Below are 20,685 nucleotides of genomic sequence, written 5' to 3'. Positions count from 1 at the left end.
TCAGCCCCCGATCGCGCTCATGCCGCGGGTGGGGTGCACGAGGCCGTCGCTGTCGTCGCCGTGGTCGCGGGGCTTCGCCCACATCGCCCGACGCCAGAGCTCGGCGACCTCGTCGTCGGAGGCACCGGCGCGCATCGGACCGAGGACGTCGGTCTCGTCGTCCGAGAACAGGCAGCTCCGGACGTTGCCGTCGGCGGTCAGACGGGTGCGGGTGCAGTCGGCGCAGAACGACTCGGTGATGCTCGCGATGATCCCGATCGTGCCGAGTTCGGCACCGACACCGCCGTCGGCCGTCCGCGCGAGCACGCGGAAGCGCTCGGCGGGAGCACCGTCGCGGGGTGCCTCGTCCGGCACCAGGGCGAACGTGTCCGACAGCATCGCGCGGGTCTCGGCCGCGGTCACCATCGACGTGCGGTCCCAGGCGTGGTCGGGGTCGAGCGGCATCTGCTCGATGAACCGGAGCTCGTAGCCACGGTCGAGGCACCACTGCATGAGGTCGGGTGCGAGGTGGTCGTTCACGCCGCGCAGCAGCACCGCGTTCACCTTGATCGCGAGACCCGCTGCGCGAGCGGCCTCGAGCCCGGCGATGACCTTGTCGAGGAACGGGCGCCGGGTGACGGTGGCGAAGACGTCCGGGTCGACGGTGTCGAGCGAGACGTTCACGCGTCGGAGGCCGGCGTCGTACAGGGCGGCCGCGCGGTGGGCGAGCCCGATCGCGTTCGTCGTGAGCGAGAGCTCGGGGGCGTCGGGCAGGGCCGCGCAGCGGGCGATGACGTCCACCAGGTCGTGGCGGAGCATCGGCTCGCCGCCCGTGAACCGGACCTTGCGCACGCCGAAGCGCTCGGAGCCGAGCCGGACGAGGCGCTCGATCTCGGCCGCGGTCATCAGGGCGTCGTCGGGGGCGAACGGCAGGCCAGCCGCCGGCATGCAGTAGGTGCACCGGAGGTTGCAGCGCTCGGTCAGCGACACGCGCAGGTCCACGGCGCGCCGTCCGAACCGGTCGAGCAGGCCGTCGGAGGAGCCGAGCAGGGTCGCTGGTGCCATGGGCGTCAGCGTACGTCCTCGGCGGCCCCGGCACCTGACGACTGCGCGATCGCGCGTTCCCGGAAGGCGAGCCGGCGACCCCAGCGCCCCCAGTCGGCACGCCGGGTGCGCACCAGGGTGACGACCACGATGACGGCGATCGCGGCGGCGAGCCACCACCGGTAGGCGTCCGCCGACGGCCACACCCCGCGCAGGGCGATCGCGAGTCCGATCGACAGCCACTCCCAGCGGCCCGAGAGCACCACGAACGGGATGAGGAGCAGGGCGTACCAGGGGTAGCGCGGGGTCACCGCGAGGAACGTGACGCCGATCATGAGGACCTCGCCGGACCAGGGACGCGACGGGTCGGACAGGCGCCAGGCGACGAAGGCCGCCGCCAGCACGAGCAGGCCGACCACGATCGTCGCCGCGTCGCCGTGGAACACGAGCGAGACGAGGGCGAACCGGGAGCCGTCCTCGTAGCCCTCCTCCGACAGGTACCCCGGCAGGTAGCCGAGGACGTCGAGGCCGGTCGACAGCACGTACGGCACGTAGAGCAGACCGAAGAACGCGATGCCCACCGGGATCGCCCACCAGTGCCGCCACCGGCCGAGGAGGGGCGGGTACACGATCGCGGGGATGAGCTTCGTCGCCGTCGCCGCGCCGAGGGCGATCCCGCCCCAGATCGGCCGGCCGAAGACGACGAGCACGGCACCGGCGGTCGCGAGGGCGGCCCCGAGTGCGTCGACGTGCGAGTTCGTCACCGCCTCGGAGGCGACGAGCGGCGACCAGGCCCAGAGCGCCGCCCACCAGGTCGGACGACCGAGCTTCCGCAGCACCGCGACGAGCCCGACGGTGACGCCGAGCGACACGACCAGCCCGGCGACCTGGAACGGCATGTACTGGGCGGTGGCCGGTACGAACGCCCGGACGAGGGCGAACCAGAGCTGGGCCATCGGCGGGTAGATCGTCACGACGTCCGGCCGGTTGATCGCGACGCAGTGCCCGTCGGCACCGTCGCCGAGCCCGCGGAAGCGCGGTTCGAGCGGCTTGCACGTGCCGTCGACCTTGTCCGGGAACAGCCAGTCGGGGCGCAGACCGGACAACGCCGTCGACTGGGGCGTGTGCGCGTACGGTGAGATCCCGGCGTGCTGCACGATGCCGTCCCAGGCGTAGCGTGCAGAGTCGGTACTGGTGTTCGGCGGCCCGGCGATGGCGGCGAGCCCCACGACCAGACCACCTCCGACCACCAGCCACGTCATCCACTTCGCCGGCACGAACCGCAACGCGAGCACCGCCGCGGCGAACACCGCCCAAGCGATCAGGGTCCACGCAACGAATGGGGAACGATGACCGGACCGGAGGAACCCCAGATGCGTGACGCCGAAGGCGATGACGCCCGACAGGGCGAGCACGCCGACCACGGCCAGCACGGTCGGCAGGAGTCGGCCGGGGCGACGTCGTTCACTCATGGTCCGTCGAGGCTATCCATGGTCCGCGGGCTGCTGCTGGATGCACGATCCGTGATGGCGTCCCCGAACCGGAACGCGCGGTCGGCGGTCGTGCTCGGGCGGCTGCTCGGCATCGCCTTCCTGGTCTGCTTCGGGACCGGTGTCTTCAGCTACTTCCTGCAGGAGCCGCTGTCGTGGATGCGCTTCCCGACCCGGCCCGTGCAGCTCTACCAGGTCACGCAGGGCGTGCACATCACGGCGGGCATCGCGATCATCCCGCTGCTGCTCGCGAAGCTCAACACGGTGATGCCGGCGCTCCTGCAGACCCCGCCGGTCCGCGGGCCGCTGCACCTGCTCGAGCGACTGTCGATCGCGGTGTTCGTCGCGTCGGCGATCGTGCAGGTGACCACCGGCCTGCTGAACACCTACCAGTGGTACCCGTGGCCGTTCCCGTTCAAGCAGGTCCACAACGCGCTCGCGTACGTGCTCATCGGGTCGCTCGTGCTGCACATCGGCGTGAAGCTCCGCCTGATCACCCGGTACTGGCGGAAGCGGGACTCCTACGACGAGCACGGACGCTTCGTGGTCGATCCCGACGCGGGGAGCGAGCTGCTCCCGCCGGTCCCGGCGCAGCCCGCCGCGTCGGCTCCGGGCGCGCAGCCGGGCACCCGATACCCCCGCGGCCTCACCGGCCGCGTGCTCCGCTGGGTCGACGGCGTGCCGGCCGGAACGCCTGCCGGACCGCCGGCCGACGCGGCGGAGCCGAGCCGCGCCTCCCGGACCACCGCCGGGCAGGCGGACGGACGCCGCCAGCGGGTCGCACGTCGCGGGTTCTTCGCCGGGGTCGCCGCGGCGACCGTCGGGGTCGTCGCACTGACCGCGGGACAGTCCTCGGTGCTCGCCGAGCCGTTCAACGTCTTCGGTGCCCGGCAGCGGCACCGCGGTCCGAACGACCTGCCGGTGAACCGCACGGCCCGCGCCGCCGGCGTGTTGGCCACCGCCACCGCGGCCGACTGGACCCTGACCGTCGTCGGCCACGACGTCAGCCGCACCTTCTCGCGGGCGGAGCTCGTGGCGCTCGGAGGGGCCGTCGCCCGGCTCCCGATCGCCTGCGTCGAGGGCTGGAGCCAGATGGCGACCTGGAAGGGCGTGCGGATGGTCGACCTGCTCGCGGCCGTGCAGGCGGCGCCGGGATCGCACGTACGGGTGACCAGCCTCGAGCGGCACGGCGGCTACCGGATCATGGAGATGGGCCCCGAGTACGCCGAGGACCCGACCACGCTCATCGCGCTCGAGCTGAACGGCGCGACGCTCGACCTCGACCACGGGTTCCCGGCGCGGATCATCGCTCCCGGACGACCCGGAGTGCTGCAGACGAAGTGGATCGAGAAGATCGAGGTGATCGCATGAGGGCCGCACGCATCGTGCTCGTCGTGGTCGGCGTGCTCGTCATCGCGTTCGGGGCGTACGTCCTCGTGACGACCGTCCGACCGAACCGGATCTGGGGGCTGGCGACCTGGCTCCTCGGGGCCGTGGTCCTGCACGACGCGATCCTGTCGCCGTTCGTCGTCGGCGCGGGACTGCTGCTGCGCCGGACCGGGCGGACGATCCGGGCGTGGGCCCTCGTCGTCGTGCAGGCGGTCGTCGTCCTCGGGAGCGTGCTCGCCCTGGTGGTCCTGCCCGAGATCGCGGCCAAGGCGCACGGGCAGAAGAACCCGACCGTGCTGCCGTTCGACTACGGTGCCCGGCTGCTCATCGTCGAGGGGGTGCTGCTACTCGTCGTGGTGGCGGTGCTCGTGGTCGCAGCGCGGCGTCCGGCCCGACCCCGCGTGACCACTGGTTGAACCGACAACCTTTCGGTAGGGTGGGAGCATGACCGACGACACCCCGTGGCTCACCCGCGACCAGCTGCGCGCGTGGATGAAGCTCGTCGCGGTCATGGAGCTCCTGCCCGCAGCGCTCGACCAGCAGCTCCAGCGTGACGCCGACCTGACGCACTTCGACTACATGGTCATCGCGATGCTCTCGGAGACCGACTCCCGGACGCTCCGGATGTCGGCGCTCGCCTCGGCGACGAACGCCTCGCTGCCGCGGCTGTCGCACGTGGTGTCCCGGCTCGAGAAGCGCGGACTCGTCTCGCGCTGCCCCTCGACCGACGACCGGCGAGCGACCGACGTGCGGCTCACCGACGCCGGCTACGCGACCATCGTGGACGCGGCGCCGGACCACGTCCGGACCGCTCGCCGCATGGTGATCGACGCGCTGAGCGACGAGCAGGTCGGGCAGCTCGACGGCATCGCCGCGGCGCTCCTCAGCCGGCTCGACCCCGAGGGGCGCTTTGCCGCGCTGACCTACCCGCGCGACGATGACGAGCCCGCCATCTGCGAGGCCCGACTGACCGGCACGGCGACCGACTGACGCCACCGGCACGCACGCCTGCGGGCCGCGGGCGTTGCAATAGGCTCGCGGCATGACCGAGTCCGCCGCGCCGTCCGACACGTACTCCTACCTCGGACCCGCCGGCACCTTCACCGAGGCCGCGCTCAAGCTCGTGGACGCGGCGGCGGGCAAACCCTGGCGGAGCGTGAACAACGTCGGGGAAGCGCTCGACGACGTCGTCAGCGGCCGGTCGATCGGCGCCGTGATCGCGATCGAGAACAGCGTCGACGGCGGTGTCAGTGCGACGCAGGACGCCCTCGCGCGGATCCCTGGCGTCCGCATCGTGGGGGAGTACCTCGTCCCCGTCGACTTCGTGCTCGTCGCCCGGCCCGGCACCGCGCTCGCCGACGTCCGGACCGTGAACGCCCACCCCGTGGCCTACGCCCAGACCCACCACTGGCTCGAGGCGAACGTCCGCGGACACGGGCACATCCCGGCGTCCTCGAACGTCGCCGCCGCGGCCGCCCTGCTCGACGAGCACTCCACCGCCGACGCCGCCGTCGCACCCCCGGGGATCACCGACCACTACGCGCTCGAGGTCCTGGCGTCGTCCATCGGGGACAACGCCTCGGCGGTCACCCGGTTCGTGCTCGTGTCGAAGACCCTGGCGCTGCCCGCACCGACCGGCGCCGACAAGACGAGCGTCATCGTCGAGCTGCCGGCCGACCACCCCGGCGCCCTCGTCGACATGCTCGAGCAGTTCGCGACGCGGGGGATCAACATGGGGTTGCTGTCCTCGCGGCCCATCGGCGACGAGCTCGGGCGGTACCGGTTCGTCATCGACCTCGACGGGCACGTGCGGGACGAGCGCGTGGCCGACGCCCTGCTCGGGTTGCGGCGGTTCAGCCCGCGCGTGACGTTCCTCGGGTCGTACCCGCGCGCCGACGGGGTGCGCCCCGAGGTGCCCGCCCGCTACTCGGACGTCGCGTTCGTCGAGGCGCGCGACTGGTTGCGCGCGATCGTGTCCGGCGAGCCCCAGGCGGACTGAGCCGCGCAGCGGCCACGGCGCCGCCGCGCGTCAGCGCCGGCGACCGCGCGCCGGGCGTCAGCGCCGGCGACCGCGCGCCGGGCTCGGCTCGACGTCGGGGACCCGCACGTCGAGCGACCCGGGGTCGATCCGCGCCCGGAACGCGACGATCTCGCCCACCGGGTCGCCGTCGATCTCGAACTCGTCCGGCTTCGACAGCCGCAGCGTGAACTCCTCGCCGCGCATGTACCGCAGCGGGCGCTCCTGCTTCGCGGCCGTGGTGATCCGGCGGCCGATCAGCGTGTCGGACAGGGCCGACCGACGGAACGACCGCAGGATCGCGTTCTCCCAGAAGACCCGGGCGCCGATCCGGACCCAGCCGAAGAAGCCGCGTGGGCGCATCACGACGATGTCGAACACACCGTCGTCGATCTCGGCGTCGGGCAGGAGCATGGCGTTGGCCTGCAGCATGCCGCAGTTGCCGACGATGACGGAGTGGGCCCGGACGGAGCCGTTGCGCGCCGACTCGTCCAGCCGGTACTTGAACTCGAAGCCGTCGGCGTCGCGCACCGAGCGGAGCAGCGAGTCGAGGTACGCGAGCCACCCGACGCGCTTCTTCAGCTCGGGCCGGGTGTTGGCGATCATGCGGGCGTCGAGCCCGAGACCGGCCATCACGACGAACCCGTACTTGTCGCGGGACCCGTCCGGACGTTCGACGCCGAGGAGCCCGAAGTCGATCGGCCGGTCGTGCCCGACGAAGATCGCCTTCGCCATCCCGCCGAGGTCGTCCAGCGGCAGCTTCATGTTGCGCGCGAGGAGGTTGCCCGTGCCGCTCGGCAGGAGCGCGAGCGAGGCGTCCGACCCGTGCACCACCTCGGCGACGGCACGGACGGTGCCGTCCCCACCGGCGGCGGCGACGACGTCGGCTCCGGCCTCGAGCGCTGCGCGGGCCATCCCGCCGCCCGGGTCCTCCTCGGTCGTCTCGAACCAGAGGGTCTCGGCCCAGCCGGCCTCCTGCTGGTGCTTCTCGACGGTGCGCTTGAGGGTCGGCAGGTGGACCTTGACCGGGTTGTAGACCACCGCGGCCGTCCGCTGCTCGGTCTGGAGGGCGTCCTGGCCCGCAGACGCGGTCTCCGATGGGGTCGACATGCAGCCAACGGTACCGATCGGATGCTGCGAGGGGATGCCGGGATCGACCCGTCGCGGGCCTGGAGGCGCGGGGCGGGCCCGCACCGCGCCTCCAGGCCGTCTCGCACCCACCTCGCACCCACCTCGGACCCGCCTCGCACCCGGCCCGCAACCGGCGCTGGCTAGGATGATCCGGTGATCGATCCCCAGCTCCTGCGCGACAACCCTGACGTCATCAAGGCCTCGCAGGAGGCGCGCGGCGCCTCCGTCGCCGTCGTCGACGAGGCCGTCGCCGCCGATGCGGCCAGGCGGAGCGCGATCACCTCGTTCGAGTCCCTCCGGGCCGAGCAGAACGCCTTCGGCAAGACCGTCGCGAAGGCCCCGAAGGACGAGAAGGCCGCGCTCGTGCAGCAGGCCCAGGCGCTCGCCGCGCAGGTGAAGGAGGCGCAGGCGACCGTCACCGCCGCCGAGGAGTCCTTCAACGCGGTGGTCCGGAGCATCCCCAACGTCGTGCTGCCGGACGTGCCGAAGGGCGGCGAGGACGACTTCGTCACGCTCCGCACCGTCGGCACGAAGCCCGAGTTCGACTTCGAGCCGAAGGACCACGCCGACCTCGGCGAGCACCTCGGCATCATCGACATCCCGCGCGGCGTGAAGGTCTCCGGCTCGCGGTTCTACTTCCTGCGCGGCCTCGGCGCCCGGCTGGAGATCGCCCTGATGTCGCTCGGCCTCGACCGCGCGATCGCCGCCGGGTTCGAGCCGCTCATCACCCCGACGCTCGTGCGCCCCGAGACCATGGCCGGTACGGGCTTCCTCGGCGAGCACGCGGCCGAGGTGTACCGGCTCGAGGCCGACGACCTCTACCTGACCGGCACGAGCGAGGTCGCCCTCGCCGGGTTCCACGCCGACGAGATCCTGTCGTTCGACGAGGGCGACGGCCTGCGCTACGCCGGCTGGTCGACCTGCTACCGCCGCGAGGCGGGGTCGGCGGGCAAGGACAACCGCGGCATCCTGCGCGTGCACCAGTTCAACAAGCTCGAGATGTTCGCGTACGTCCACCCGGACCAGGCCGAGGCCGAGCACGCCAAGCTCGTCGGGTACCAGGAGCAGATGCTGCAGGACCTCGGGCTGCACTACCGCGTGATCGACGTGGCCGGCGGCGACCTCGGCACGAGCGCCGCGCGCAAGTACGACATCGAGGCGTGGGTCCCGACGCAGGGCACCTTCCGCGAGCTCACCTCGACGTCGAACTGCACGACCTTCCAGGCACGTCGCCTCGACATCCGGTACCGCACCGAGAGCGGGAAGACCGCGCCCGTCGCGACCCTCAACGGCACGCTCGCGACCACCCGGTGGATCGTCGCGATCCTCGAGACCCACCAGCAGGCCGACGGCTCGGTCGTCGTGCCCGAGGTCCTCCGTCCCTACCTCGGCGGCGTCGAGGTGATCGAGCCCCGATGAGCACGCAGGGTCGGTTCGTCGACGGCGCGGCCGATGCGGGAGCGCCCGCCCGCACGAAGCGCTGGCTGGTGGCGCTCGACATCGACGGCACCACCATGCGCGAGGACGGGGTCGTCACCGACGCCGTGATCGCCGCACTGCACGCTGCCGAGGCCGCCGGGCACGAGGTCATGCTCTCCACCGGTCGCAGCGAGGGCATGACCGTGCCGCTGCTGGACACGCTCGGCATCGAGCCGAAGTACCTCGTCTGCGCGAACGGTGCGCTCACCCTCGCCCGCCGCCCCGACGGGTCCTACGAGCGGGTGCACGTCGAGCAGTTCGACCCGAGCGAGGTCCTCCGGACGATCCACGGTGCCCTCGAGAACGCCGCGTTCGGCGTCGAGGACCAGACCGGCCACTTCCTGCTCTCCGGCAACTTCCCCGACGACACGATGACCGTCGCCGGTGAGCACGTGCCGTTCGAGCAGCTGCTCGGCGTCGACGCCACCCGCGTCGTCGTCATCTCCCCGGGACACGACACCGAGGACTTCCTGCAGGTCGTCGAGCAGATGGGGCTGCACAAGGTGTCCTACTCGGTCGGCTGGACGTCGTGGCTCGACATCGCACCCTTCGGTGTCACCAAGGCCACCGCGATGGAACGCGTGCGCGAGTGGCTCGACATCCCGCGCTCCCGGGTCTTCGCCGCTGGTGACGGCCGCAACGACATCGACATGCTGCGGTGGGCGTCGACCTCCGGCCGCGGGGTCGTCATGGGCCAGGCGCCCGACGACGTCGTCGACGCGGGCAACGAGATCACCGGTGGCGTGACCGACGACGGCCTCGCGGCCGCGCTCGACTCCCTGCCGCGCTAGCCCGGTAGACTTCCCGGGACGCGATCACGTCTCGCCACGTGGTCGCGTCGCTGGAGGGTTGTCCGAGCGGCCGATGGAGCCTGTCTTGAAAACAGGTGGGCAGAAATGTCTCGTGGGTTCGAATCCCACACCCTCCGCCATGGACACACGCCTGCGGCTCATCAGCGTCCACGACGCTGGGACGCTCGCCGCCGTGGTCTCCGCGAGTGTCGAGCACCTGCGGCCGTGGGAACCGACGCGTGCGCGGTCGTACTTCACCGAGGCGGGGCAGCACGACGTCATCGTCCAGGCGCTCGCCGCCGAGCGCGCCGGCACGTCCGTCCCGTTCGTGATCGAGTCCGGCGACGGTGAACTGCTCGGCCGGATCACACTGAGCGGCATCACCCGCGGAGCGCTGCAGTCGTGCGCGATGGGCTACTGGATCCGCGCCGATCGGCTTCGTCAGGGACACGCCTCGCGAGCGGTCCGGTCCGCGGCGGCCCATGCGTTCGAGGTGCTCGGGCTCCACCGCGTCCAGGCCGAGACGCTGCCCGAGAACCTGGGCTCCCAGCGGGCGCTGCTCGCTGCGGGGTTCGAGCGCTACGGCCTCGCGCCCGAGTACCTCCGGATCGACGGGGCGTGGCGGGACCACGTCATGTTCCAGCTCCTCGCCACAGGCGGGCGGGGCAGGTGACGACGCCGGGTGATCCGGTACGCTCCGAGGGCCTGCTGGTGTGGGCGCGGGAGCACGAGGTGCGGGTTCGAGGGCGGTGCGCTGTGCAGCTTGGGAGACGTGATCGGGGCGGAACACCTCGCGTCCTGCGGCGGACCGTCGCCGTCGGGCTCGCGATCGCCCTGGCTGCCGGGGTCGTGGTCGGGGTCGACGCGATCGCCGGACCGCCGGAGACCGCCGTCGGGTCCGCGGCACCGCGGCTGACGGTCGTGCAGGTCACCGCGACCAGCGCCGCCACCGCGACCGGCACCACGGTCCGCACCGCGGTGACCGTCGAGAACACCACCACGGTGCGGAAGCCGGCCGTCGACGCCTGGCTCGCACTGACGGCCGGGAGCCGCAGGTACACCCTCGGCCACGTCGCGGTCCGGTCGCTCGCACCGGGTGCGAGCGCCACGGTCCGGGCGACGCACTCTGCTCCGCAGCGCGTGCCGGCCGGGACGTACGCCGTCCTCGCCTGCACCGGGGTCTTCTCACTGCCCGACTGCGGTGCCTCGGCTCGGAGCGTCACGACGACGCGCGCGACCGGCGCACGCCCCGAGACCGGCGTGATGCTCGACGTCGCTCGCGCGTACTACTCGGTACCGCTCATCGAGCGGTACATCGACCTGCTCGCCGACCACGGCGGCCGCTTCCTGCACCTGCACCTCACCGACGACCAGAACGTCGGGATCGAGAGCGCGGTCCTCGGGCAGACGCTCGCGGACGCCGACCTCGACCACGGCGTCTGGACGAGTCGAGTCACCGGGCGACCGTTCCTGAGCGTCGCGCAGGCACGAGCGATCTCCGCGCACGCCGCGCGCCGGGGCATCGCGATCGTGCCCGAGGTCGACACCCCGGGCCACATGGCTGCCGCGTTCGCCCTCCTCGAGGCCCGGCACGGGAAGGCGTTTGTCGACCGGCTCCGGGCGGGTGCGAGCGAACTCGACACGTCGGCGCCGGAGAGTTCCGCGCTGGCGGCCCGAGTCATCGCCGAGGTCACCCGGACGTTCCCGTCCAGCCGGACCGTGCACATCGGCGGGGACGAGTGGGGCGATGACGTCACCGCCGCACAGCGGGTGCGCTGGCTGAACACGATGGCCGCCGCGGCCGGCGACCGGCAGGTCTGGGCCTGGAACGACGGGATCGACCGGACGGCCATCGGCCGGCTGGACCCCCGCATCCACGTCACGTACTGGAGCTTCGACGGCGACACCGAGGACCAGGCGGAACGGCGCGAACGGCGGGAGCGGCGAGCGTCGGCGCCCGACCTGGCCGCGGCCGGGATCGACCTGCTGAACTACGACTCGTACTACCTCTACGAGGTGCCGACGGACCTGGACCCGGCCGACAGTCGGTACGCGGCCGAGGATCTCCGTGCGCACTGGTCACTCCGCGACTGGGACGGGGACTCCGGGAAGCGCCTCGCCGCTCCGATGTCCGGTGCGGCCGTCGCGATCTGGGGCGAGGACCTCGAGCACCCGCCTGGCGCGGCACTCCTGCGCTGGAGCACCCCGCACGTGGTCGCGATGCTCGAGACCGCCGCGCGCTAGGACTCCGCTCGTGCGGCGAGCCCGGTCACGACGTCGTGCACCACCCGGGCGGCACGGGCCGCCGCGTCGTCCAGGTGTTCCTTGAACTCGTCGCCGTCCGGCGCGCACAGGTCGCTGATGCACCGCACCGACACGAACGGCATGTCGTGGACGTGGGCGAACTGCGCGATCGCCGCTGATTCCATGTCGACCGCGGCGACGGACGGGAACGCGGTCCGGAGCGCGCGGGCACGACCCTCGGTGACGAAGATCTCGCTCGAGCCGATCGTCGCGGCGCGGAGGCGGTCCCCGGTGTCCGACGCGAGGGCGAGCGACACGAGCCGGTCGTCGGGTGCGTACCCGGTCGGCATGCCCGGGACCTGGCCGAGCGCGTAGCCGAACGCCGTGGCGTCCGCGTTGAGGTTGACGTAGCGGTCGCCGACGATCACGTCGCCGATCTCGACGCCGCGCATCAGCCCACCTGCGGTGCCGACGCTGATCACCGGGATGCCCGAGCCGAAGTCGTGGAAGGCGTGCGCGACCGCGGCGGTGGCGTTCGTGAAGCCGATCCCGCTGCGTCGGACCGCGACCGTCGCACCGGCGACGTCGAGCAGGTGGTGCTCGTCGTGGCCGCCGACCGGACCGTCCAGGATGGGGACGCCACCGAGGAGGCCGGCGAACGCCGAGACCTCTTCGCTCATGGCGGCGATGACGATCGCGACCGGGGGAGGGAGTTGCACTGATCGATCCTCGCACGCCGCGCTGACCGTCGGGACACCGGTGCGCGTACCGTGCTCGGTGCACGCGGAGACGAGGGAGCGGTGTGGTCGAGGTCGTCGAGTACCGGGCGGAGTGGCCGCGGCGCTTCGTGGTGCTCCGGACCGCGTACACCGGTGCTCTCCTCGCCGCGGGTGTCCCGCACCGGATCGAGCACGTCGGGAGCACCGCCGTCCCCGGGCTGGCCGCGAAGCCCGTGATCGACGTCGACGTGGTCGTCGACGAGTCCGCCGTGCCCGCTGCCGTCGAGGCGCTCGCCGCGATCGGGTTCGTGCCCCGCGGCGATCTCGGCATCCCCGGTCGTCAGGCGTTCCGGACGCCCGAGCGCTTCGCCCCGAGCAACACCTACGTGGTCGCAGACGGGTCGCTCGCGCTCCGGAACCACCTGGGCGTGCGCGATGCCCTGCGCGCGGACGACGGCCTCCGCGACGAGTACGCCGCCGTGAAGCGCCGGGCCGCGGCCGAGGCGTCGGACATCGACGCGTACCTCGTGCAGAAGTCCGCCGTCCTCGACCGGGCGCTGCGCCGGGCGGGGTTGTCAGCGTCGGAGCGCGCCGCGATCGCCGCCGACACCGCGGGGATCACCAGCCGCGGCGCACACGGGTGACCCGCGGTGCCTGCGGCTGACCCGAGGCGTGGCGCAGCCCGCATCCTTCCGCGGGTGTGACCGTTCCGGTTCACAGATCGCGGGTTTCGTGAACCGGAACGGTCAGCGGTCCCGCAGAACGCCCCGTCCCGCGGAACACCCCGTCCCGCGGTGGTGACGAGGCAGTGCCCCGGACTGTCCGGCTCCCCGCGCGTCGTCGTCGGCGTCCGGAGCCGGCGAGTGCCCGGCGTGCGGAGTCGGCGAGTGCCCGGCGTGCGGATTCGGCGAGTGCCCGGCGTGCGGATTCGGTCAGCGCCCGGCGTGAGAGCCGGCCAGTGTCCGGTGTGCGGAGCCGCCCAGCGCCGGCGTCAGGCGGTCGCCAGCGCCGGCCAGTGTCCGGCGTGAGGAGCCGGCCGGCACAGCATCAGGCGGTCGCCAGTGCCGGGTAGAGCGCAGCGAGCGGGGCGCTCAGGCCGGCGCGGACGTCGCGGCTGATCTGGTCGGCGAGGACCTCGTGCTCGCCGGCCTCGAGGGCGTCGTAGATCGCCGCCACGATGTCTGCCGGGTCGGCCTTGTCGACGTCGAGGTCGGCGGTCATGCCGGTGTCGGTGTAGCCGAGGTGCGCCCCGACGACCTGGGTGCCCTGCGGGGCGAGCTCGAGCCGCAGGGAGTTCGTGATCGACCAGAACGCGGCCTTCGAGGCGGAGTAGCCCCCGGCCAGCGCGATCCAGCTGAGGACCGAGTGCACGTCGACGAGGGCGCCTCCGGCGAGTGACGGCGCGAAGGCCTTGGCGACCCGCAGCGCGCCGAAGACGTTCGTGGCGAAGACTCGCTCGACGTCGTCGACCGAGGTCTCGAGGAGCGGCGCGGAGCCGCCGATGCCGGCGTTGTTCACGACGATCGTGACGTCTGCTGCTGCACGTGCGGCGGCGTCGACGCTCGCCTGGTCGGTGACGTCGAGGACGAGCGGCACGATGCGCTCGTCGTCCCAGGTGCGCGGGGAACGGGCTGTCGCGTAGACCTTGGCGGCACCACGGTCGAGGGCCTGCTGGACGAACGCGGTGCCGAGGCCTCCGTTCGCTCCGGTGACGAGGACGACGGCGTCGGTGAGGGTGGTCATGGGTTCTCCTGTCGAATGTTGAGTACGGAAAGTGAACCTAGCACGATGTGTCTGGATTCCGAACCCAGGTAGGATGGATCCATGCTCGGCATCCTCGGCGGCGACGAGCGCTGCCCCATCGCGCGATCCCTCGACGTCCTCGGCGAGAAGTGGACGCTCATGATCGTCCGCGACGCCCTCGCCGGCGCGACCCGGTTCAGTCAGTTCCAGCAGAGTCTCGGGATCCCGCGCGAGGTCCTCACGGCGCGCCTCGGCTCCCTCGTCGAGGGCGGCGTCCTCGAGCGTCACGCCTACAAGCCGGACGGCGGCCGCGTCCGTGACGAGTACGTCCTCACCGACGCCGGCCGCGACCTCTCGCTCGTGCTCCTCGCCCTCGGCGGCTGGGCGGACCGGCACCGACCGTCCGAGCGGTCGTCCGACCTGCGCTTCGTCGACGTGGGCACGGGCGACACCGTCGAGTCGGCCGCGGTCGTCCCCGCGACCGGACGCATCGTGCCTCGCGACCAGCTCGCGGCGGCACTGGGCTGACCGCGCTGCTCCGCACGCGCTCTGCGACGACGCGCGCGTCGACCGACGCGCGCGATGTCGGCAGTGCGGTGCGGTCCGTGGACGGGACCGCCGTCGGACGGGAGGCGCGGGTCGGGCCCGCACCGCGCCTCCCGGACAGGCGGGTGCGTCAGCGACGCACGTCGCACCCGCAGCTCGCGCCGAGCACCAACTCGGCGGGGACGAGGTCCCGGTGCCACTGGTTGTCGAGGTCGAGTCCGAGCACCCGGTCGACCGCGGCGACCGCCATCGTCTCGATCGGCTGCCGGACCGTGGTGAGCTGCGGGTTCGTCCAGTCGGACTCGGCGGCGCCGTCGAACGACACGATCGCGACGTCCTCCGGCACGCGGAGCCCGAGCTCCCAGAGGGCCCGCATGAGCCCGATCGCCTGCATGTCGGAGCTGACGAAGACGGCACGCGGGCCGGCGCCGTCGCCGAACATGCGGAGCCCGGCCTCGTACCCGCCGCGGCGGGTGAAGTCGCAACGGACGATCGGGCCGTCGGGGCGACCGGCGTCGCGGAGTGCCCGCATCCAGCCCTGCTCGCGCAGCTCCAAGCCGCCGGCGTGTCCCATCACGAGCCCGATCGACGGGTAGCCGTGCTCGATGAGGTGCCGCGTCCCGTCCTGGGCGCCGCGGAGCGCGTCCACGCCGATGCTCGCGTAGTCGGGGACCTCGAAGAAGGTGTTGAGGAGCACCATCGGGATGCCCGGGTCGGAGACGGTCGACAGGTCCGGGCGCGTCATGATGCTCGTGACGATGATCCCGTCGACCTGCCGGGCGGAGAGCGTGCGGAGCCGGTCCCGTTCGCCGGCCGCGTCACCGTCGCTGTTCGCGAGCAGGACGTCGTAGCCGCGCGCGGTCGCCGCGTGCGTGACCGCGACCGCGAGCTCGGACCAGAAGGGGTTGTCGAGCTCGGGGACGATCAGGCCGAGCATCTTCGAGGACCCGGTGCGGAGGGCCTGGGCGCTGGCGTTCGGCCGGTACCCGAGCACGCGGATGGCGTCGCGGACCCGGGCGGCGGTCGCGGCCGCGACGGGACGGGGGCCGTCGTGCACGACGTAGCTGACGACCGAGGTGCTGACGCCCGCGTACCGGGCGACGTCCGCGCGCGTGACCGCCCTCGGGGTGGTCGGGCTGGTCACGGACGCCTCCTCGATGGCGTTCGGGTGCCGGTCCACACGGACCGGCACCCGAACGACGGTTGTTGCTGGAATCCTAGACGGCAGCGGTCGGACCCCCGGCACCGGTCGCGCCGCCGGACGCCGCTGCGCCGGACGTCGTCGCGTCGGCCGGGGTCGGGGCGTCGCCGAAGTCCGGGACCTCGAGGCGGATCCCGCCCTGCAGTGCGGACTGGTGGGCGACGATCCCGGGCAGGGTGAACCGGGCGGCGGTCCAGGCGTTCACCGGGGGCAGGGTCCGGTCGACGACGGCGCGGACGAAGTCGTCGGCGAGGAACTGGTGGCTGCCCTCGTGTCCGGTCGGCACCCCGGCGTACTCGGCCGGCAGACGGTCGGTGTCGTGCACGGCCGCGTAGCCGGAGACGAACGCGTCGCGCAGCGAGGGGTCGACCCCGGCGAGGCGCGGGTCGTCCAGCTCCATCGTCGCCTGGGTGTCGATCTGGTCGCTGATGTCGTGCGAGTCCTCCTTGTCCTGCCACACGCTGACCTTGGCGAGCTGCTCGAAGCTGGCCTCGGTGCCGAAGTAGCGGAACCGCGACTCGCGGATGTGCGACGGGTACCCGACACGGCGCATCTCGTTGATCCGCATGACCCCGCCGTTGTCGAGCTCGAACAGGGCGGTGGCGTTCGAGAAGTCGTTGTCGAACTGGCTGACGTCCTTGTCGAAGACACCGTCGCCGCGGTCGTCGCGGACGCCGATGCAGCTGACGCTGACCGCGTGCCCCGGGATCGCCCCGAGGACCCCGCCGACCGAGTGCGTCGGGTAGAGCATGGGCGGGTAGCTGGCGGTGCGCTTCCAGTCGTCGCCGCCGCTGAACTGGTAGGCGGCGTAGAAGCCGAGGTCCATGTCGTGGACGTAGTCGCCCTCGGCGTAGAAGACACGTCCGAAGGCGCCCTCGGCGACCTTCGACCGGGCGAACACCGTCGCCGGGTTGTAGTAGCTCGTCTCACCCATCATGTAGGTGAGCCCGGTCTCGCGGACGGCCTCGATGATGGCCTGGATCTCCTCGACGGAGATCGCCATCGGCACGGCCGAGTAGACGTGCTTGCCGGCGCGGAGTGCCTGCACGACGAGCGGGCCGTGAGTCCAGCGCTGCGTGAAGATCGCGACGGCATCGACGTCCGAGGCGAGCACCGCGTCAAAGTCCGGGAAGGTGCCGTCGAGGTGCTGCGACTCGACGAGGTCCGACGCGCGGTCGTCGACGAGGTCGGTGACGTAGACGCGGTCGACGTCCGGGTGCAGCTTGAACAGCTTGGCGAACTGGGGGGCGAACTGGCCGGCGCCGACCATTCCGACAGAGATCATCAGTGACCTTTCCAGGTGTTGGATGCGTCGCCGGGCAGGTCGCTCCGATGCGAACGGTCGTCATCCTGACACGGAAGGTCTACACGTGACAACCCCCGAATATTCCTGCATCAGAACCTCTTGCCAGCAGCAGTCCCCACGTGTAGATTCCCGGCTCACGGACTGCCGCACGCCAGTCCACCGCAGACGAAGGAGTCGCGATGGCCACCGAGAGCCCCGTGTCGTCACCCTTGACGACGGCCAGCACGAGACGCAGGAGTCGGTCCGCCGACCTCGCTCGTGCCGGCACCACCTCCCCGCGCCGCCGACCGAGGAACGACCTCTGGTTGGCGCTGGTATTCATCGCCCCGGCCAGCGTCGGCTTCGCGGTGTTCCTGCTGTGGCCCACGGTCCGCGGCATCTACCTGAGCTTCACGACCTACAACCTGCTGACGCCGCCGGTGTTCACCGGCCTGCAGAACTACGTCCGCCTCGTGCAGGACTCGATCTTCTGGCACTCGATGGCCGTGACGGTCGAGTACGTCCTGCTCAACATCGGCTTCCAGACGATCCTCGCGCTGTTCATCGCCGTGATGATGCACCGGCTCACCAAGTCCACCTTCGTCCGCGGGATCGTCCTCGCGCCGTACCTGGTGTCGAACGTCGTCGCCGCTCTCATCTGGCTCTGGATCCTCGACACGCAGCTCGGCATCGGCAACGAGATCCTGTCCGCGATCGGCGTCGGCCGCATCCCGTTCCTGCAGAGCGACTTCTGGGGCATCCCCACGATCGCGTTCATCAACGTCTGGCGGAACGTGGGCTACACGGCGCTGCTCATCTTCGCGGGGCTCCAGGCGCTGCCCGAGCAGGTCTACGAGGCCGGCCGCATCGACGGTGCGAGCGAGTGGAAGATGTTCTGGCGCATCACCGTGCCGCTCCTCCGCCCGATCCTGTCGCTCGTGCTCATCATCACGATCATCGGCTCGTTCCAGGTGTTCGACACCGTCGCCATCGCGACGCAGGGCGGCCCGGCGAACGCCACGAACGTCGTGCAGAACTACATCTACAACCTGGCGTTCGGCCGGTTCCAGTTCGGCTACGCGTCCGCCGTCTCGGTGGCCCTCCTCATCGTCCTCAGCATCATCACGGTCATCCAGTACCGACTCTCGCGCTCCGGCGAGAGCGACCTGGACTGACGGCCGAGCGCACACGGAAGCGAGTCGAAGATGACCAGCACCCTGCCCCCGGTGGTCGAGCCCCAGACCACCCGCGCGATCACCACCCGCGGCACCCGCCCGCCGCGTCGGAAGCCCTCGGTCGGCCGCGTGATCGCCTGGATCGCGATGATCGCCGTCATCGTCGTGACCCTGTTCCCCTTCTACTGGATCCTCCGCACCGCGCTGTCCTCGAACGGCGCGATCTCGGCCGACCCGACCTCGTTGCTGCCGACCGGCTTCAGCCTCGGCGGGTTCGAGCGCGTGTTCGGTCTGCAGTCCACCAAGGAGGCCCTGGCCCAGGGAGGCTCGGGCGCCGCGATCGACTTCTGGCGCTACCTCCTCAACTCGGTGGTCACGGCGACGATGATCACGGTCGGCCAGGTGTTCTTCTCCGCCGGCGCCGCGTACGCCTTCGCACGCCTGCGGTGGCCCGGACGCGACCGGGTCTTCGGGGTGTTCCTCGCCGGCCTCATGGTCCCGACGATCTTCACGCTCCTGCCGAACTTCACCCTCATCAAGTCGCTCGGGCTCGTCGACACCCTGCTCGGGATCTCGCTGCCGTCGATGCTGATGACCCCGTTCGCGGTGTTCTTCCTCCGCCAGTTCTTCCTCGGCATCTCGCGCGAGGTCGAGGAGGCCGCGCTCATCGACGGCGCCGGCAAGGTCCGGGTGTTCTTCCGCCTGATCCTGCCGATGGCGTCCGCCCCGATCGCGACGCTCGCCGTGCTGACGTACATCACCGCCTGGAACGACTACTTCTGGCCGCTGATGGTCTCGTACACGGACAGCTCCCGCGTGCTCACCGTCGCGCTCGGCGTCTTCAAGTCGCAGTCCCCGCAGTCCGGCACCGACTGGGCCGGTCTCATGGCGGCGACCCTCGTGGCGGCGCTCCCGATGATGCTGCTGTTCGGCCTCTTCGCCAAGCGCATCGTCAACTCCATCGGCTTCTCCGGCATCAAGTAGGGACCAGCTCATGACGAACTCCATCACCCGCCGGTCCCTCTTCGCCGGCGGCGCCTCGGCCCTGGCCCTCGGAGCGCTGGCGGCCTGCTCGAGCCCGAGCACGCCCAACCCGCGGAGCGGCGCGACCGGCACCGTGTCGTACTGGCTCTGGGACGCGAACCAGCTGCCCGCCTACCAGGCCGTCGCGAAGGCCTTCGAGCGGGAGAACCCGGGCATCCGGATCAAGATCACCCAGCTCGGCTGGGCCGACTACTGGACGAAGCTCACCGCCGGGTTCATCGCCGGCACCGCGCCGGACGTGTTCACCGACCACCTGTCGAAGTTCCCCCAGTTCGCCGACCTCGACGTGCTCTACCGGCTCGACGAGCTCGAGGCGACGAGTTCCATCCGCGACGACGACTACCAGTCCGGCCTCGCCCAGCTCTGGAAGGGCCGGGACGGACACCGCTACGGGTCGCCGAAGGACTGGGACACGATCGCGATGTTCTACGACCCGAAGGTCGTCGCGAAGGCCGGGTACAGCGCCGACGACCTCGCCGGACTGTCGTGGAACCCGGACGACGGCGGCACCTTCGAGCGGGCGGTCGCGCACCTCACGATCGACGGCAAGGGCCGTCGCGGGGACGAGCGCGGTTTCGACAAGGACGACGTCGCCGTCTACGGGATGAGCGCGAACGGCAGTGGCGGCGACGGCTTCGGGCAGACGCAGTGGTCGCCCTTCACCGGGTCGATCGACTGGTTCTACACGAACCGGAACCCGTGGGGGAACCGGTTCCGCTACGACGACGCTGCGTTCCAGAAGACGATCTCGTGGTACTTCGGGCTCGCCGAGAAGGGCTACATGCCGAAGTACGGCGTCTTCTCGACGACCACCGGACCGGACGTGCAGCTCGGCTCGGGGAAGGTGGCGCTGTCGTTTAACGGGTCGTGGATGATCGGCACGTACGCGAACCTGCCCGGCATCGACGTCGCCATCGCGCCGACCCCGGCCGGACCCGTCGGGCACCGCGCCTCGATGTTCAACGGCCTGGGCGACTCGATCACGAAGCAGGCGAAGCACCCGGAGGCCGCGGCGAAGTGGGTCGCGTTCCTCGGCGGCGCGACCGCGCAGGAGATCGTCGGCCGGGCCGGGATCGTGTTCCCCGCCCGGCGGTCCGGGACCGACGCGGCGGTCGCCGCCTACGCGAAACGCGGGTTGGACGTCACGGCGTTCACCGAGCAGGTCGACGAGGGCACGACGTTCCTGTTCCCGGTCACGCGGAACCCCGCCGACGTGCAGGCGCTCGTCCAGCCGGCGTTCGACTCCATCTACGCCAACGGGGCGCCGATCTCGTCGCTCACGGGGGTCAACGAGCAGGTCAACACGCTGCTGGGCCTCACCTGAGCCGTCCCGCAGGCGCGGTCGTCCACGGGTCCGGTGCGGTCCGTGGACGACCGCGTTGACGGCGGTTCCACTGTGGAACGAGAC

At 71.6% G+C, this 20,685-nt stretch carries 20 protein-coding genes and 1 tRNA gene; 14 read left to right on the top strand and 7 right to left on the bottom strand.

Features of this window, described 5'->3' with window-relative positions:
- Window positions 1-1,044 (bottom strand): GTP 3',8-cyclase MoaA, encoded by a 1,044-nt coding sequence (gene moaA / locus ACNQOV_RS01645; protein ID WP_416393073.1) that lies wholly within the window; start codon window positions 1,042-1,044, stop codon window positions 1-3.
- A gap of 5 nt (window positions 1,045-1,049) precedes the next feature.
- Window positions 1,050-2,495, bottom strand: coding sequence for a glycosyltransferase 87 family protein (locus ACNQOV_RS01640; protein WP_416393072.1), 1,446 nt, complete (start codon window positions 2,493-2,495; stop codon window positions 1,050-1,052).
- Window positions 2,496-2,549: 54 nt separating this feature from the next.
- Between ACNQOV_RS01640 and ACNQOV_RS01635 the strand changes: the two genes are divergently transcribed.
- The 4 genes from ACNQOV_RS01635 to pheA are packed head-to-tail and all read left to right on the top strand — an operon-like array spanning window position 2,550 to window position 5,901.
- A complete protein-coding gene (locus tag ACNQOV_RS01635) occupies window positions 2,550-3,884 on the top strand; it encodes a molybdopterin-dependent oxidoreductase (RefSeq protein ID WP_416393071.1) in 1,335 nt (444 codons plus the stop codon).
- Window positions 3,881-4,318 (top strand): hypothetical protein, encoded by a 438-nt coding sequence (locus tag ACNQOV_RS01630; protein WP_022906313.1) that lies wholly within the window; start codon window positions 3,881-3,883, stop codon window positions 4,316-4,318. Before ACNQOV_RS01635 ends, ACNQOV_RS01630 begins: the two co-directional genes overlap by 4 nt.
- A 28-nt stretch (window positions 4,319-4,346) precedes the next feature.
- The gene (locus ACNQOV_RS01625; protein ID WP_022906312.1) at window positions 4,347-4,892 is read left to right on the top strand and encodes a MarR family winged helix-turn-helix transcriptional regulator; all 546 of its coding nucleotides are present in this window, start codon (window positions 4,347-4,349) and stop codon (window positions 4,890-4,892) included.
- A gap of 52 nt (window positions 4,893-4,944) precedes the next feature.
- The gene (pheA, locus tag ACNQOV_RS01620; protein WP_416393070.1) at window positions 4,945-5,901 is read left to right on the top strand and encodes a prephenate dehydratase; all 957 of its coding nucleotides are present in this window, start codon (window positions 4,945-4,947) and stop codon (window positions 5,899-5,901) included.
- Window positions 5,902-5,958: 57 nt separating this feature from the next.
- Here pheA and ACNQOV_RS01615 read toward each other — a convergent pair whose 3' ends face one another.
- A complete protein-coding gene (locus tag ACNQOV_RS01615) occupies window positions 5,959-7,029 on the bottom strand; it encodes a diacylglycerol/lipid kinase family protein (protein ID WP_402267582.1) in 1,071 nt (356 codons plus the stop codon).
- Between the two features lie 174 nt (window positions 7,030-7,203).
- On the opposite strand from ACNQOV_RS01615, the gene serS reads away from it, so the two are divergent.
- The 5 genes from serS to ACNQOV_RS01590 all read left to right on the top strand — a co-directional run bounded on the left by serS (window position 7,204) and on the right by ACNQOV_RS01590 (window position 11,564).
- Window positions 7,204-8,469 (top strand): serine--tRNA ligase, encoded by a 1,266-nt coding sequence (gene serS, locus ACNQOV_RS01610; protein ID WP_416393068.1) that lies wholly within the window; start codon window positions 7,204-7,206, stop codon window positions 8,467-8,469.
- The gene (locus ACNQOV_RS01605) at window positions 8,466-9,320 is read left to right on the top strand and encodes an HAD family hydrolase (RefSeq protein ID WP_416393066.1); all 855 of its coding nucleotides are present in this window, start codon (window positions 8,466-8,468) and stop codon (window positions 9,318-9,320) included. The genes serS and ACNQOV_RS01605 overlap by 4 nt, the downstream gene beginning before the upstream one ends.
- Before the next feature lie 52 nt (window positions 9,321-9,372).
- A tRNA-Ser gene (locus ACNQOV_RS01600) sits at window positions 9,373-9,460 on the top strand.
- Window positions 9,460-9,993: a GNAT family N-acetyltransferase gene (locus ACNQOV_RS01595; RefSeq protein ID WP_416393065.1), complete on the top strand. Its 534-nt coding sequence runs from the start codon at window positions 9,460-9,462 to the stop codon at window positions 9,991-9,993. Before ACNQOV_RS01600 ends, ACNQOV_RS01595 begins: the two co-directional genes overlap by 1 nt.
- A gap of 83 nt (window positions 9,994-10,076) precedes the next feature.
- Window positions 10,077-11,564: a family 20 glycosylhydrolase gene (locus ACNQOV_RS01590; RefSeq protein WP_416393064.1), complete on the top strand. Its 1,488-nt coding sequence runs from the start codon at window positions 10,077-10,079 to the stop codon at window positions 11,562-11,564.
- Here ACNQOV_RS01590 and mtnN read toward each other — a convergent pair.
- Window positions 11,561-12,283, bottom strand: coding sequence for a 5'-methylthioadenosine/S-adenosylhomocysteine nucleosidase (gene mtnN, locus ACNQOV_RS01585; protein ID WP_022907681.1), 723 nt, complete (start codon window positions 12,281-12,283; stop codon window positions 11,561-11,563). The two genes, ACNQOV_RS01590 and mtnN, sit on opposite strands and share 4 nt — an antisense overlap.
- An 83-nt stretch (window positions 12,284-12,366) precedes the next feature.
- Between mtnN and ACNQOV_RS01580 the strand changes: the two genes are divergently transcribed.
- Window positions 12,367-12,927: a GrpB family protein gene (locus ACNQOV_RS01580; protein ID WP_022907682.1), complete on the top strand. Its 561-nt coding sequence runs from the start codon at window positions 12,367-12,369 to the stop codon at window positions 12,925-12,927.
- Between the two features lie 403 nt (window positions 12,928-13,330).
- Here ACNQOV_RS01580 and ACNQOV_RS01575 read toward each other — a convergent pair whose 3' ends face one another.
- Entirely contained in the window at window positions 13,331-14,026 is a 696-nt protein-coding gene (locus ACNQOV_RS01575) for an SDR family oxidoreductase (RefSeq protein WP_022907683.1), read from the bottom strand.
- An 81-nt stretch (window positions 14,027-14,107) separates the two neighbouring features.
- On the opposite strand from ACNQOV_RS01575, the gene ACNQOV_RS01570 reads away from it, so the two are divergent.
- Entirely contained in the window at window positions 14,108-14,554 is a 447-nt protein-coding gene (locus ACNQOV_RS01570) for a winged helix-turn-helix transcriptional regulator (RefSeq protein WP_416393062.1), read from the top strand.
- A gap of 148 nt (window positions 14,555-14,702) precedes the next feature.
- On the opposite strand, the gene ACNQOV_RS01565 is transcribed toward ACNQOV_RS01570, so the two are convergent.
- Window positions 14,703-15,716 (bottom strand): LacI family DNA-binding transcriptional regulator, encoded by a 1,014-nt coding sequence (locus ACNQOV_RS01565; RefSeq protein ID WP_402267510.1) that lies wholly within the window; start codon window positions 15,714-15,716, stop codon window positions 14,703-14,705.
- A 73-nt stretch (window positions 15,717-15,789) separates the two neighbouring features.
- On the bottom strand, window positions 15,790-17,061 hold the full coding sequence (locus tag ACNQOV_RS01560) for a Gfo/Idh/MocA family protein (protein WP_416393301.1): 1,272 nt from the start codon (window positions 17,059-17,061) through the stop codon (window positions 15,790-15,792).
- A gap of 227 nt (window positions 17,062-17,288) precedes the next feature.
- On the opposite strand from ACNQOV_RS01560, the gene ACNQOV_RS01555 reads away from it, so the two are divergent.
- The 3 genes from ACNQOV_RS01555 to ACNQOV_RS01545 are packed head-to-tail and all read left to right on the top strand — an operon-like array spanning window position 17,289 to window position 20,601.
- Entirely contained in the window at window positions 17,289-18,233 is a 945-nt protein-coding gene (locus ACNQOV_RS01555; protein ID WP_402268011.1) for a carbohydrate ABC transporter permease, read from the top strand.
- 30 nt (window positions 18,234-18,263) lie between these two features.
- Window positions 18,264-19,217 carry a carbohydrate ABC transporter permease gene (locus tag ACNQOV_RS01550; protein WP_402267504.1) on the top strand — a complete coding sequence of 318 codons (954 nt, stop codon included), beginning with the start codon at window positions 18,264-18,266 and terminating at the stop codon, window positions 19,215-19,217.
- A 10-nt stretch (window positions 19,218-19,227) separates the two neighbouring features.
- On the top strand, window positions 19,228-20,601 hold the full coding sequence (locus tag ACNQOV_RS01545; protein ID WP_416393060.1) for an ABC transporter substrate-binding protein: 1,374 nt from the start codon (window positions 19,228-19,230) through the stop codon (window positions 20,599-20,601).
- Window positions 20,602-20,685 lie beyond the last annotated feature (84 nt).

It is taken from the genome of Curtobacterium sp. LFS084, from assembly GCF_047977705.1.
Taxonomy (GTDB): domain Bacteria; phylum Actinomycetota; class Actinomycetes; order Actinomycetales; family Microbacteriaceae; genus Curtobacterium.
This window is presented reverse-complemented; position numbering and strand designations above follow the sequence as displayed.